We start from the raw sequence: 14,181 nt of genomic DNA on the forward strand, positions 1-14,181 counted from the left end.
TCAACCTTACAGCTCTTTTTTAGATTCGGTTTTGACTAAGAATATCATCCAAAACTTTGAGTGTCTCATCATTAGGATTAATAAAAGTCAATTTTTTATTTTTTTCTGCTTTTTTATTAAATTCTCTAATTACGTTTAGGATATAAACAAATACACTAATAAGTGCCATATGCTCTTTTTCATAGGTTAGTTTGTAATTCATTCCATTAAACGTTATATTGACATCTTGCGTAATTGCAGGTATACGATATGTCCTACCTTCATGTGTACGACTGTCAATCATAAAGATTATGTTAGAAACCATTAATAATTCATTGGTATTGTTAAGTCTTTCTACCAGTTCTTTGCCTGCATCTTGTACAGTAGGCATTGCGTTACGACCAATCATTAAATACTTTTTCATGCTTTCTCCTTAAATAAGCTTAATCATCTATTTAAGGATATTGTACGCATTTTATTTTTTATTTGTTGATCGCTAAATTCTCTAAAAAGTGTAGCATTCAATATAATGGTCGTCCACAGTCTGAAACATTGTTAGTAATGCAGGATCAATGTACATGACTGCTTCAAAATCTTCTCTTTTATGTGTTAGACCATGTTTAGCTAAAACTTCTTTACTAAAACTTACTTGATATACATGATATAGTTGTTCATCAATTATTTTATTTATTCTTTCACTAATCGTTCTAAAATTCCAATCTGTTTTAGGCTTATCTTGTTGCAAAGCTTGTAGTTTAAGCAACTGATACTTTTCCTCCTGTAAAAAGTCGGCTAAATTAACAATCCATCTATCCAATCTTCTATCTTCTCTTATTTCTTCATTTTCTACTTGGTTTGCCATTTCTTTCGTTCCCTTCGTATCTTTTTACTTTTCATTCATCTGCAGTATCTTTATCAAAACTTCTGAATCATTCATAATAGCTTTCTTAATTCTTTTACCCCATGTATCATTGGGAATATTATTTTTTAGCCATTCTCCTAATTCCATAGCTTTAGTAAGATCTATTTGTCTTTTTTGGTCTTCAAATTTCGACTTATCATATACCTTAGCTAATTTAGCAATATTTTCATACTTTCCAAAAGGTACTTTGCCTTTAGCCTGTCTACTATAACGCTTAAGTGTTGATACAGGTATGTTAGTTGCTTCATGTAATTGATTAAACGTTAAATGATTCGACAAAAGTATTGCTCTAGCTTTTTCAATTTCCTTCATGTTCAACTCCTTATCCTTTACACTTGACATTATACTCGCTTTGGTATCATTTTCAATATCTTTTAGTATCATTTTTTGTACTTTTAGGTGCAAAAAAAGAAAAGCACATGACTTCCTTCTTTAATTAATCTCCTATTTTTCCCCGTTTTCTTTGAAATATAGCTTAAATTGGTCAGCAACTGTAGTTGCTTCCTCGTGTAAGCTTGGCTCAATATATATCGAATAGAAATCCTGTAGTATTTTCCCAGCTAATAAGTCCATGGGAATGCCACTTTTAACTGAATACTCTTGAAGGCCTTTGAGTACAGGTTCAGATTCCTTATCAAACCAACCAACAACAAATTTACGCAAATCAGATTGAATTGCCAATTCATTTTTGTTTTTGGCTACCCTAAAGCTTGTTCCTAATTTTTGAGTAAAGTGTCGGCATGTCTTTTCTAATTCTTCTACATTAGGCTTACCAAATGTTTTAAGCTTTATCTCAGCTACTTTCTTTACATCATCTTTGCTTGCAATAAAGTCATTTAGATGGAAAATAACAGGATCTGTGATGATTTGGATAAAGGGATGGCGGTAATTTCCGTGTGTTAAAAATTCGCACCCAATTTGATATTTGCTTAGAGTAGAAAGGAGCATATTGAGAAAGTAAAAATAATGCGAATCGACATTTTTCTTTTCCGCTTCTTTTTTCTTTCGACGATCTGTAACTGAATAGTCAATCAGATCATTAATTGGGATGGTCCATACTACTGGTTGCTTATTCCCTAACTTTCGTTTTGCAAAATGGAAGTTGCCTCTTGACTTAGGATCCAATTTAACCGCATCAGCTAATTCGATGTTTTGGTTATACAGCGCAACTATTGGCAATTGGCACCCTGCTTTTTTTGAAAAGTAAAATCCAACAACCACGCCTTGTTTCCATGTACGAGTACGAATTCCTTCAAGCAAGTGTACTTTTATAATTTTATTTTTAGTCAATTTTGTCTTAGCATCAAAAGATGGCACTACCGCAATGGTATCTTTGGTTTCAGAAATTTTTTTCTTTAAATACAATGAAATCAAATCATCAATTCTTGTCCTAATTAAAGCATCCGATTGATTTTTCGAAAACATATTTCTTGCAATAAAATCATTTTGTTCATTTCGATCAAAATTTTTTATGAATTTGGATAAATCTTTTTCGTTCAAGTATGATTTTTTACAAACGCGTTCTACATTTGTGATTTCACTTTGGTAATACTCAAATTGATCTTTTACAAAATTAAAGATTTCATCATCTACAAGACTAGCCTTTGCAAAATATTTATTAATATTTGCAATTTGTCTCAGATATTTATTCTTAGGAGTTGCTCCTCCATCACTACCAATTACTAAGTACAAGTTTGTTTGTTGTAACCGTTTAAATGGCGTTCTTAATTTCACATAATCAAGTCCTAAAGTGTCAGCAAGTTCTCCAATTGTCCTTGTTTCTGCCATATTCTAACCCCACTAAAGATCAAAAGTCGTCATCAGGTAAATCAAACAGCGATTCATCAAATCCACTATTGTCTGATTTGTCTGAAGTTCCCTCTGCCATTTGACTATCGGCATCGGGCATCTGTCTGTTTTTTGATTTTTTCACCTTATCACCTAGATTTTCTGTCGGCACAGAATTTTCAGGTCTAGGCTTTGCTACATTAGGTTCTTTTGAAGATTGTTCTTCAATCTTGTTTTTTATCGTATCTCGTACGTCTGACGCATCAACTTGCTTTGTTGGTGCTGATTTAGCAACTCCCTTCTGATCGTTAAATTCACTGATTTTTACTATTTCTTTGCCAAAAATTGATAGGTTGTAGAAGGTTCGATCGTATTTTTTATTTTCACTAGATACAATATGTCCTTCTACCAAAACGAAATCATCTTTAGCAAAATTTTGAGCCACGGTCTTTGCTGTATCACGATAAAAAACAATAGGGAATTTGTTGACACTTCTACCACTGCTTTCGTGTAGTATAATACGCAAGTAGAGGATTCCTTTTTCAGATTTATAAAGTTTTCCTTTTTTTGCAATTTGACCCGTAAGGCATACTATTTGAGACATTTTCTAACCTCATCTTATTATTTAATAATAAACGTATTTTCGAATTTTACAACTATTTTTTATGAATCAAAAAGACTTATTTCCGCACCAGACATCTTTTGATGCTTGGTGTACACATGTAAACAAACTTAATCAATTATCTATTGATATGATAAATTCTGTGTTATTTAATTTCTGGAATTATCATGTAGCTAATGCTGTCGGAGATGTTGATATTAAAAACATTAAAGTTTCAGACGTAAATGATTATCTTACACAACTTGAAGTTCACGAACATTTAAAAACTCGTACGATCAATAAATATATCTCTTACATCCGTAAGTATTTTACGTTTTTAACACAAGCCCACCTTATTGACTCATATCCCCTAGTTGGCTTAAAAGGTATATCATATCAACGTAGAATTACTATCGTAACTAATTGGATGAATGATTTACCCAATATGCTTAGCTTAGGATTGCATCCCGAAACCATCAAACTACTTTTATTAATTTCACTTGGTTACAAACCAAAAGAATTATTGAAAGTACGGTGGCTTGAGATTGCTGAACACATTCATAATAGCGAATTAAAGAAATATATTGTTAAAAACTTGAATTTCACAAAAACTCATGATCCCTTTATTTTTCAAAAACAAAATGGAGACGGGCCTATAGCTACTAATGAATCATTTATGCGTACCGTCAGATTAGATAGAAACATACTTCCATTAGATTTGAGTATTTCTAAACTTCGACAAAGCTACATCTTATCTTATGTTTCAAATCCTAACTTAACAGATCAGTACTTAATGACTAAGCTTAATTTGTCCAGTAAAAAATTAGCGTATTATAAGATGTGTGTTAGTTATTACAATTTGATTTCTTATAAGCAAAAAGCAAGATAGTTTAACTATCTTGCCTTCTTTATTTATCGTATCTGCGATCGGGATCTGGTTTAATGTATGGCTTAAGTTTATAAGTGCCGACTTCACTATCTGGTTTTAAAATTAACCTTGCATTATAAGCTGTACCCTTCTTACTTAACAAGTTTTTAAATTCATGTGTCGGTTGACCAACCAATAATTTTTTTACATCTGCCTCACTTACTAAACGATTAGAGTAATGTCGCCAAATAACAAACTTACAGTCTTTATTTGTGCAAGCATAATTATCCCACTTACCTGCATTCTTTTGATCCTTGCGAAAAACTACATCAGAACCACAGACGGGACATTTACCTAAAGAAGCCTTTTTATTAAAAGCTCCTGCTTTGCTTTGATAATAATTAACAATTTTTTGCGTATTCCAAGCCTTTTCAATTCGATTAAATTCGTTATAAATCATTTGTGCCGTAGAATTAATTAAGTTTGAGGAATTTGTTTGCCCTTTGTCAATCTTTTGATATTCTTCCTCCCATTTAGCTGTAAGTACTGGATCATTAACTTCCGAGCCACTTAAAAGCCAATTAATTAACCATCCATTAGGCGTAACCGTAATATAATCCTTAGTATCTACTGCAATATACTTTTTAGCAACAAGACTTGCCATGGCTTGATCTCTTGTGGCAGAAGTTCCTATTCCTTTTGTTTTACGCAAAATTGAAGCATATTTTTGATTTTCAACATATTTATATGCTCGTTCCATCATTCCACCTTTGTCATAAATTTGAATAGATTTTAGTGGTTTAGGTGGTTGAGTTTTTCCAACGTTAATTTTTAAATTTATAACTAGTCTGTCTCCCTTTTTTAAGTATTTAGCATAGTCCATACCTTGCTTAGATTCCTGTGCTTTTTTACCTCGTTTTTTCTTTTTGCTCGGCAGTAAGATAGCCTTCCAGCCCTTGTTAAGCATTGCGTTATTTTGAGCAATCATAGGTATACCACTAACAGATACTCCTAAACGGTTAGATACATACTGATAAGGCTTAATAAACATGGTCATAGCACGTCTTACCACTACTTCATACATTAATCTTTGATCGTCAGTTACTTCTCTGGTATTATCCATCAATTTTTCAGTTGGAACGATCCCATAATGAGCATCATCTGAGCCTTCTTTGACAAGATATCTCTTTGCCTTGTCTTCTGGCATATCATATCTTTCGTATTTACCATCTTCATGGATTATTTGCATAAAATCATCAAATTTATCTCTAAGATATTGATACTCGTACAAAGGTATCTCCCCTGCATCCGTCCTGGGATAAGTCTGGTAACCATCATCATAATTTTTCTGCATGACTTTTTTAGATTTTGCTTGTGTCCATCCAGCCACTCGATTCATTTCTTTATACAAGTCCCCCTTAGTCATCATGATAGGTGGATAAGTGTTCTTGATGTTAGAATCAATTAAGGCAACCGTACCATAAGCTTTTTTCTTAGACAAAACATGTTTTTTAATTTCTTTGATGAATTTTGTCTTGTTCTCACGTCCTACTTCTCTGATAGTTGATTTAAGGTCAACATTTGTTCCATTAATAAGAGTACTACCATCTAATTCATAAATTGGTTGTACTTCAAAATCGTCAATCGATTTCTGCCACTGGCAAATTAAGTTTAATGTGGTTGAAATAGCTCTACCCACAGCAAAATTACCAATGATACCAATATTTTTTAACTTTAAAGTGTACAAACGACTTAAATTCATTCCGATCATCCAATCGGCTCTTGATCTAGCTATCGCCGCATGTGCATCTCTCCATGTTTTATCTATTGACTTTAAATTTTTGAATTGTCGTATTACTGCCTGTTTATTTAAAGCAGTGGGATAAGATCTTAAAATTTTCTTTTGCTTGAGCATTCCACTAAAACGTAGAATATTAAAAGCAATAGCTCCGCCTTCATTATCCATATCTGTACTTACAATTACCTTATCTGCTTTAGCCACTGCATCTTTAATTTCATTGTAAAGAAAGACATTTTTTTTTGGCAGATTGTAATCAAATCGAGATGGAATTATGGGTAACGCCTTCAAATTATCTCGGTCTTTATATTCTTCTCCGTAGTGTTCAGGTTCGCAAAGTTCTAATAAATGTCCTGCGGCCGAGACTACGATTGTATCATCATCGAGGAATGTCTTTCCTCTTGCTTTATGCTGTTTCTCTGTGTGCTTTAACCCAAGACCATCCATATAAGATCTTGCCTGATCGGGCTTTTCAGCAAGTATTACTGTTGTCATTTTTTCTACCTCTTAAAAAATAAGGACGTTAGTTTATTGCTAACGCCCTTGTTTTTATTTCTAATTAAGCATGAATGTATTTAGCTACATCAAATGAATTCACAGATATGACAGTGATCTTATCAGGCCAATTCCAAAGTTGCATTGAATGACCTTGTGAATCTAAATCAGTCATTTGATAGTCACCTGGTATGCCATCAACTGCAACTCCACCATTTCTTTTAGTCAACGTACCAGTACCAACAACAGTGCCATCAGATGTTACAAACTGTACTTGTTTGCTTGTACCATCTGGAATACTTTGCGCTGGATAAGTTGGATTAGATGGTTGGTCTGGATTAGCATTACCGCCTGGTTGCACTGATGATCCATCGCTAACCACAGTAATACTATTAGGCCATTGATATAGTTGCGCAGAATGACCTTGTGAATCTTCATCGCTTAATTTATATCCGCCTGGTATGCCACTAAGATGTACACTATTGCCATTCTTAGTAAGAGTACCAGTGCCGACTTGATTGCCACTTGCATCAACAAAGACTACTGTTTTACTTGTCCCATCGGGTACACTTTGGAACGGATAAGTTGGATTAGATGGTTGATCTGGATTAGTATTACCGCCTGGTTGCACTGATGGTCCATCACTAATCACAGTAATACTATTAGGCCATTGCAGTAATTGGGCTGAATGTCCATTAGAATCTAAATCAGAAAGCTTATATCCTCCTGGAATGCCATCTACACTTATTGAATTACCACTTTTAGTAAGGGTGCCAGTGCCAACTTGGTTGCCATTTGTATCAACAAATGTAACTTCTTTAGTAGTACCGTCTGCTACATCTTGTGCTGGATACGTTGGAGTATTTGGATTATCTGGTTTAGACGGTTGACTGGTACCATCACTTATCACACTAATAGTATCGGGCCATTGCAATAATTGTACTGAATGCCCTTCAGTATCTAAGTCAGAGAGTTTATATCCGCCTGGAATGTCTGAAATCTGAACTGAATTTCCAACTTTGCTTAAAGTGCCAGTACCAATAACAGTCCCATCAGATGTTACAAACTGTACTCGTTTGCTTGTACCATCTGGAATACTTTGAGCTGGATAAGTTGGATTATCTGGCTTAGACGGTTGACTGGTACCATCACTTACCACACTAATAGTATCAGGCCATTGCAATAATTGGGTTGAATGTCCTTCGGTATCTAAATCTGAAAGTTTATATCCGCCTGGGATTCCATCCACACTTACATTATTACCGTTTTTTGTCAACGTACCAGTACCAACCTGCTTGCCATCTGCATCGACAAATGTAACTCTTTTAGTAGTTCCATCTGCTACATTTTGAAACGGATAAGTCGGGGTAGACGGTTGATTGGTACCATCACTTACCACATTGATAGTATCAGGCCATTGTAATAATTGGGCTGAATGTCCTTCAGCATCTTCGTCTGCTAATTTATACCCACTAGGAATGTCGCTCAGACTTACATTATTACCATTCTTAGTAAGAGTACCAGTACCAACCTGCTTGCCATCTGCATCAACAAATGTAACTTCTTTAGTAGTACCATCTGCCACATTTTGGAACGGATAAGTTGGAGTAGACGGTTGACTGGTACCATCACTTACCACATTGATAGTATCAGGCCATTGTAATAATTGGGCTGAATGTCCTTCAGTATCTAAGTCCGCTAATTTATATCCACCAGGAATGTCACTTAAACTTACATTATTACCATTTTTGGTCAACGTACCAGTACCAACTTGTTTACCACTGGCATCGACAAATGTTACTGTCTTACTTGTCCCATCTGGTACTGATTGATAAGGATATGTTGGAGTTACTGGGTTATCAGGTTTAGTTTCGTGCCCTGGCTCAGTTGGTGTCGTTCCGTCTGAAACTACACTAATGCTATTAGGCCATTGCAGTAATTGGGGTGAATGTCCTTCAGTATCTAAGTCAGAAAGTTTATATCCACTAGGAATGCCATTTACACTTACATTATTGCCATTCTTAGTTAACGTACCAGTACCAATTTGCTTACCACTGGCATCGACAAATGTTACCGTCTTACTTGTCCCATCTGGTACTGATTGATAAGGATATGTTGGAGTTGTTGGGTTATCTGGATTAGTCTCATGTCCTGGATTATCTGGTTTAGTCTCATGTCCTGGATTATCTGGTTTAGTCTCATGTCCTGGATTATCTGGTTTAGTCTCATGTCCTGGATTATCTGGGTTAGTTTGATGTCCTGGGTTATTTGGTTTAGTCTCATGACTTGGGTTATCAGGTTTAACCACTACGTCACCTGGATTATTATGTAGTGGATTACTTGGTTTTCCAGTATTAGTTGGCTTTGAACTTCCAGTATTTCCATTATTATTTGTTCTAGCTGTTGCAGTACCAGTATTACCTTTATTACCACCATTATTTACATTTTCGGTGACTCTTCCCTTACCATTATTTTCTCTCTGAGTATTAGTACGAGCAACAAGATCATTTATTTTGGCATCAAGTTGGTCGTCTTGCTTTTGACCTGGCTTATAAGCTAAAGATGTTAAGCCATCCTTATTCGTCTTTTCATCTTTATTTTCCTTAGCATTTGGTAACTTACTTGGTTCAGATTTACCTTTGACAGCTTTGCTGGCCTCTTTGCCACCTAACTTATTGGCTTGACTTACACTCTTAGTTGCTTTTTCTGCTAATGCTTTCAAGCCTTTATCACTACTACTGTTACCGCCACTCATGCCATTAATCAATGATTCAATTGTATCATCACTATCGCCAGAGTGTTTAGATTTACTTGACTTACTACTAGAGTCGTCACTAGATGAATCACTATCACCACCAAGCAAATCGTCTAATGCATCTTCACCCTTAGATTTTTTTTCGTGCTTATTATGTTTAGCATCATTTTTCTTTCTGGATGATTTATGACTTTCAAGATCTGACTTATCATTATCATCTTTATCTGTTCCAAAGTCTAAGCCAGTATCCTTGCTGTGTCGATTAGCATTTTGCACATCATTTTTAGTACCCCCCATATTATGTACAAGGGCGGCTACACTACCTCCAACCACAGCAACACCAGCAACACCAGCACCAATTTTTGCCCCTAAAGGTAAGCCAGCAACTTTTTTCTTGTTTTTCTTATCTTTCTTAACTTTACGAGGAGACTTTTTCTTGCCATAAATTGTTGGCTTCCCTCCACCAAAGATTTCTTCTTTAGCTTTCTTTGATGGCTTATGAATGACACTCTTATTGCTTGGTGTGCCATTTCCCTCTTTATGTAAAACTTCTTCACGATTTAAAGGCTTCATACTTTTTACTCCTTAACTTAAAGCTTATCCATAGCTTCTTGATTTTCTTTTATTTGCTGTTTTGCTTTTTTTATTTGACTCTTGGATAAATGACCATTGGTAATCTTGTTGCTTAGAATTTTATTTGCATTGTAAAACTTAGAATAAATTTCAATTCTCTTATTGAGATTTTCGTTATTCAAAGTTCCCGCTACTTTCTTAGCTTCTGCAATAGATCCTATTTTCATAAGAGAATAGGCAACCATAACCTTCCGTGCATCGGTAAGCTGAGTCAATTCTGGATCAGGTGAATTTTTATAAATATCTACTGCTCCTTGATAGTCATCCTTAAAATAATCAACATCAAACTTGATTACATCACTATCGGAATATTTGCTGATACGCTCAGCCATTGTCCCTTTAGCAGAAAGATCTTTATCCGCCATCATTGCATTTTCGGCATCAACAGCTTTTTTTGGGTAATACTTAGCGGCTTCATCATAGTTGCCGCTCTTAATTAAACTGGAATATTTTGGCTTAGAAGGCTCTTGTGCTGTCTGCTGATTATTTTGGATTTTATGAATTCCATATATACCTCCAAAAATGACAGCCATCAAAGCAACCCAAATCATTAAGATACGCAGTGCTTTATTTAGAGTAGGACTATATGCTGTTGATTGAGACTTCGGTGCGCCACGATTAGTTACTTGTACTGACTTATGTATCACTCTATTTTGTGGTTGCATTGCAGGCTTTTGCCTCAGACGTTTGATTTCATTTTTCAGTCTTTTGTTTTCTGCTATAGTCCTAGATTCATTTGAGCTATTTTCAATCCTACTGTTCATATCGACTAGCGAATTATTTAACTTCTCGTTAATTTGATTTAATTTACTAATCTTACGTTTTTGCTTATCTTCAATATCAAGCAACTTTTGAAACAAATTTTTGAATTTATCATCAGTTAATCCAGAAGCCATAATTGTTTTTAACTGCTTTAGGATTTCGTCATAATCTTCTCTTGGAACATATTGCTCACCACTTTTAACGGATAAATCATCCCTTTGTTCCTTTAAGACTTTGACTAATTTTTCTAGTTGTTTGACCCTAGAGTCATTTTCGCCAACCGAGGAAGTTGCCATAGCTTCTGTCATATCATTAATAGCTGATAATTGTTCTACTGGTTCATTACCTGATACAAACTGATAAACATTTTTTAAATTTGGCGGAACTGATAGTTGCTTCGCAACTTTAGCCATGCTTAAAGCTGATGGATTGGAGTCCGTTCCTGAAAAAATATCAGTTACTTGCACTAAAGCTAATTTTCTTAAAAAAGGATCAGAGGGTGGTAAATCCGCCTGTACAGCAATACGCACACTACTTGTCGTATTGTTCATTTTCAAATCAGCAATTCCACTCAATAATTCCTTTTGATAGTCAGACGAATCAAACCTTATATGATTCGTTGATATTAACAATATGTCAGGCATTGGTTTTAGCATTTCAAGCGCTCTTTGTGCGTTATGAAATATTGGCACATTTTTATCAAGTATCTCTAGGCTTTGAGAGTAATTGGCTAATTGTTGCTTAAAAATATCAGCAGTTGCATCGTCCATTCCTAATAAGACTGTATTGCTCACTTACTGCACCCCCTTTCACGTGCAATAACTTAATCGGTGATAAATATATGCTTGCCGTCTACGTTTAACTTACGAGCAATTGTTGATGCTAAAGATACCCTTACTGCTTGATATTCAGCTTGATCTAATAATCGTACAGTATCTTTAGGATTAAAAAGAGCGAAATTGATTTCCACAACAAATAGAGCATCATCATCAGCAAATCCATCAACTAAATTATGATTTAAAAGCATTTCATAGGTAGACGCTTTAAACTTAGCGTATTCCTTTATTTGCTTAGCAGTAATCGAATGAATTAAGATCTTTGCTACAAGATTACTTGCAAACTTAGCATCATAACTTGCATCCCAAAATACATCCCATTCTTCAAAACCAGGCGTTTCAATACAAAATTTTCCTTTAAAAGCAGGAGTAACTGTAAACTCTTGGTTATAAGGCACTTGCATCATCCGACTATATCCAGTCAACTGATAATCAACACCAACGATACTTTTCCTCACTTGGTCAAAAGCAACTGAAGCTCCCTTTTTAAAGAAGATTCTGGCTAAACTCATGACCTCGTTATAACCATTTTCAAAATTATTCCTAGTGTAATTAATCAAAGTATCATTAGCATCCCGACTGATATTGTTGGTAAATACATCTGAATTGATAGTTTTATCAAAGGTGTACAAAAAATTGTTTCGGGAATCTGGATTTTTAAAGTATTCAGTGTCATATTCTTGAGTGCTTTTGGTACTAATTAATAAAACTAAAAACGCTGTCTGGTGTCCCTTATTAAATGAATACTGCATTGCTCCTTGAAACTCATCCAGCTCTTTTTCAATGATTTTTTGCTGAACTTTTTCATCCTTACGTAAAAATGTATTGTCAGCATTCTCCCAAAGAAATCGTCTAAACAAGATTGCATAGTAAGCAATACTATCGCTTAACATAGGGTCATTACCAGCGTAATAAGCGTTAAGATTATCCAATTCTTCCTTATGAATAGTCTCTAAATCAAACTTGCGTCCAGTAATCAATATTTTTACCTACTTTCTCATTCTTCTATTGATAAAATTATTTTAAGTTCAAACCTTATATCCTGTACTGATCGCTAGATTTAACCAAAAATCAAACTCTTATTTTTAGGCAAAAAAAAAGCTCGATTTTGAATAAAACAAAATCGAACTAAATTTAAAATTCTGCATCAAAGGCATTACTTAAATCATCAGGTACTTCAAATTCATTTAAGCTATCAGCTGTTTCACTTTTAGGAGCTTCATTATCACTTGGAAGAGGTACATCTTGAGGAATACTCTGTGATTCAATATTATCAACACGTTTCTGCACTGCATTAACAGCTTCATTAGTAGAAGTTCTATCAACATTAGTAGTTTGTTCAGGACGACTTTCTTTTGAATATTGTCTTCTAACCAATTCCGCAATTAATTTGTTTTGCTGTTCTTTTGACAAAGAACGGTCTTTAAGCACATCTTCTGGACTGTTATAAGTCTTAACAGTAGGAGTGTTTTGCTTTGAAAACTTATCTCTGATCGCACGTCTTAAATGCGTACCTGGGTTAGCAGAGAAATCTGTAACAACAAGATATTGTACGTTAAGATTACGTGTTGAATCAGTTGGATTTTCTCTCAAAATGCTTCTAAGATAACCATGCAATAATAAACCATCACCTTTGTAGTAATGACTGATTGCATACTTAGCTCCACGACTTGCAAAAATCAATCCAACATAATTGTTATTAGCATGACGTTTATTAGTTTTTTGATCCCAATAAACTTCTGTTTCATAACAAAAATGAGCAAAGTAGATGTAATCCTTGTCATTAATATAATCAACATCACCATTATTAGGCTTAGGTTGATTATGCTTAGTTAAAGGATCAATCATAGCAGTAGGATCGTCTACTAAGTTACCAATTAAAGTAGTACTTGCTAAACCATTTCTTGTATAGCTTTCGTTTCTTCTTTCAAGCAATTCTGAGTCAATCTCATAAACTGATTGGTCAGCTCCTTGAAGAGACTTGGCTACATTAGCATCTTCCATATTTACTGCAAATAATTTAATATTCTTCATTTTTTATTCCTTTCATCTTTCTTTTTCTCAACAGATTTATTAATCAACGATTACCATCTTGCTATTTACCTCATCTTGCTGTTCAGATTGTGGCATATGCAATTCAATCGTTCGATTTAAAATATTTTTTACTTCGTCAGAGCTAAGACTCTGCTCAATTCCTTCTAAATCGCAATTACAGATAATTACATTGCCAACGAATTGTACTTTTCCGTCAATATTAATAACCGATGGAACCAGTTTGTTGTTGTACAAACCATTATCATCCACGATAAAATCATGTTCTTTTCCGTCGATTGTACGCTTAGCAATGTCGATTGCTTCACAATCTAAAAGTTTGTAGTAAGTTTCCAAAGAGTCAGCAACTACTTTACTTTCAGCAGTACCTTTTTTAACATCAACAAGCACAACCTTAATTTTTCTATCTTTCATCTTTAATACCTCATTTAAAATAAAAAGAGACTAACTTTAAGTTAATCTCTCATATGATTTATTTAGCTACGTCACTCGGATTTAGAAAAATTCCTTGAAGAAGCGTGGAAAAACCTTAGTTAATCGCCAAATAAACAAGGACATCAATCCACTATCAAAAATAGGGTTGGTGAACAAATCAACTACATACTTCCAGAAATCAAACATTTTAAATACCTCTTAAAAAACAAAAAGAGACCAATCATCTTAGATTGCTCTCCTCAATTACTTATTAACTT

The 14,181-nt window shown here is 34.4% G+C and carries 13 protein-coding genes; 1 reads left to right on the forward strand and 12 read right to left on the reverse strand.

Translation table 11 applies throughout. The annotated features are described in order from the left end of the window. Positions 1-19 precede the first annotated feature (19 nt). The 5 genes from Q0Y84_RS07930 to Q0Y84_RS07950 all read right to left on the reverse strand — a co-directional run bounded on the left by Q0Y84_RS07930 (position 20) and on the right by Q0Y84_RS07950 (position 3,293). Positions 20-403, reverse strand: coding sequence for a hypothetical protein (locus Q0Y84_RS07930; protein WP_297952466.1), 384 nt, complete (start codon positions 401-403; stop codon positions 20-22). A gap of 81 nt (positions 404-484) precedes the next feature. After that, on the reverse strand, positions 485-841 hold the full coding sequence (locus tag Q0Y84_RS07935) for a hypothetical protein (RefSeq protein ID WP_297952468.1): 357 nt from the start codon (positions 839-841) through the stop codon (positions 485-487). Between the two features lie 24 nt (positions 842-865). Beyond that, on the reverse strand, positions 866-1,213 hold the full coding sequence (locus tag Q0Y84_RS07940) for a hypothetical protein (RefSeq protein WP_297952470.1): 348 nt from the start codon (positions 1,211-1,213) through the stop codon (positions 866-868). A gap of 132 nt (positions 1,214-1,345) precedes the next feature. Continuing rightward, entirely contained in the window at positions 1,346-2,689 is a 1,344-nt protein-coding gene (locus tag Q0Y84_RS07945) for a hypothetical protein (protein WP_297952472.1), read from the reverse strand. 19 nt (positions 2,690-2,708) lie between these two features. Further along, positions 2,709-3,293, reverse strand: coding sequence for a single-stranded DNA-binding protein (locus Q0Y84_RS07950; protein ID WP_297952474.1), 585 nt, complete (start codon positions 3,291-3,293; stop codon positions 2,709-2,711). 61 nt (positions 3,294-3,354) lie between these two features. On the opposite strand from Q0Y84_RS07950, the gene Q0Y84_RS07955 reads away from it, so the two are divergent. Then, positions 3,355-4,179, forward strand: coding sequence for a site-specific integrase (locus Q0Y84_RS07955; RefSeq protein ID WP_297952476.1), 825 nt, complete (start codon positions 3,355-3,357; stop codon positions 4,177-4,179). Positions 4,180-4,198: 19 nt separating this feature from the next. Here Q0Y84_RS07955 and Q0Y84_RS07960 read toward each other — a convergent pair whose 3' ends face one another. The 7 genes from Q0Y84_RS07960 to Q0Y84_RS07990 form a co-directional block, all read right to left on the reverse strand. Further along, positions 4,199-6,451 (reverse strand): type IA DNA topoisomerase, encoded by a 2,253-nt coding sequence (locus Q0Y84_RS07960; RefSeq protein ID WP_297952478.1) that lies wholly within the window; start codon positions 6,449-6,451, stop codon positions 4,199-4,201. Positions 6,452-6,515: 64 nt separating this feature from the next. Next, positions 6,516-9,779, reverse strand: a complete 3,264-nt coding sequence (locus Q0Y84_RS07965; protein WP_297952480.1) for a hypothetical protein — start codon at positions 9,777-9,779, stop codon at positions 6,516-6,518. Between the two features lie 17 nt (positions 9,780-9,796). Next, the gene (locus Q0Y84_RS07970; RefSeq protein WP_297952482.1) at positions 9,797-11,395 is read right to left on the reverse strand and encodes a hypothetical protein; all 1,599 of its coding nucleotides are present in this window, start codon (positions 11,393-11,395) and stop codon (positions 9,797-9,799) included. A gap of 29 nt (positions 11,396-11,424) precedes the next feature. Next, a complete protein-coding gene (locus Q0Y84_RS07975) occupies positions 11,425-12,417 on the reverse strand; it encodes a hypothetical protein (protein WP_133477161.1) in 993 nt (330 codons plus the stop codon). A 154-nt stretch (positions 12,418-12,571) separates the two neighbouring features. Continuing rightward, on the reverse strand, positions 12,572-13,471 hold the full coding sequence (locus Q0Y84_RS07980) for a hypothetical protein (RefSeq protein WP_297952486.1): 900 nt from the start codon (positions 13,469-13,471) through the stop codon (positions 12,572-12,574). Between the two features lie 39 nt (positions 13,472-13,510). Continuing rightward, positions 13,511-13,903 carry a hypothetical protein gene (locus Q0Y84_RS07985; protein WP_133478107.1) on the reverse strand — a complete coding sequence of 131 codons (393 nt, stop codon included), beginning with the start codon at positions 13,901-13,903 and terminating at the stop codon, positions 13,511-13,513. Positions 13,904-13,984: 81 nt separating this feature from the next. Then, the gene (locus Q0Y84_RS07990) at positions 13,985-14,110 is read right to left on the reverse strand and encodes a hypothetical protein (RefSeq protein WP_276320971.1); all 126 of its coding nucleotides are present in this window, start codon (positions 14,108-14,110) and stop codon (positions 13,985-13,987) included. Between the last annotated feature and the right edge of the window lie 71 nt (positions 14,111-14,181).

Source organism: uncultured Lactobacillus sp. (assembly GCF_947367125.1).
Taxonomy (GTDB): Bacteria; Bacillota; Bacilli; order Lactobacillales; family Lactobacillaceae; genus Lactobacillus.

Excerpts from the sequence above, each read along its gene's own strand:
- Q0Y84_RS07930 (WP_297952466.1), bottom strand. The coding sequence starts at position 403 with ATGAAAAAGTATTTAATGATTGGTCGTAACGCAATGCCTACTGTACAA.
- Q0Y84_RS07935 (WP_297952468.1), bottom strand. The coding sequence starts at position 841 with ATGGCAAACCAAGTAGAAAATGAAGAAATAAGAGAAGATAGAAGATTG.
- Q0Y84_RS07940 (WP_297952470.1), bottom strand. The coding sequence starts at position 1,213 with ATGAAGGAAATTGAAAAAGCTAGAGCAATACTTTTGTCGAATCATTTA.
- Q0Y84_RS07945 (WP_297952472.1), bottom strand. The coding sequence starts at position 2,689 with ATGGCAGAAACAAGGACAATTGGAGAACTTGCTGACACTTTAGGACTT.
- Q0Y84_RS07950 (WP_297952474.1), bottom strand. The coding sequence starts at position 3,293 with ATGTCTCAAATAGTATGCCTTACGGGTCAAATTGCAAAAAAAGGAAAA.
- Q0Y84_RS07955 (WP_297952476.1), top strand. The coding sequence starts at position 3,355 with ATGAATCAAAAAGACTTATTTCCGCACCAGACATCTTTTGATGCTTGG.
- Q0Y84_RS07960 (WP_297952478.1), bottom strand. The coding sequence starts at position 6,451 with ATGACAACAGTAATACTTGCTGAAAAGCCCGATCAGGCAAGATCTTAT.
- Q0Y84_RS07965 (WP_297952480.1), bottom strand. The coding sequence starts at position 9,779 with ATGAAGCCTTTAAATCGTGAAGAAGTTTTACATAAAGAGGGAAATGGC.
- Q0Y84_RS07980 (WP_297952486.1), bottom strand. The coding sequence starts at position 13,471 with ATGAAGAATATTAAATTATTTGCAGTAAATATGGAAGATGCTAATGTA.
- Q0Y84_RS07985 (WP_133478107.1), bottom strand. The coding sequence starts at position 13,903 with ATGAAAGATAGAAAAATTAAGGTTGTGCTTGTTGATGTTAAAAAAGGT.
- Q0Y84_RS07990 (WP_276320971.1), bottom strand. The coding sequence starts at position 14,110 with ATGTTTGATTTCTGGAAGTATGTAGTTGATTTGTTCACCAACCCTATT.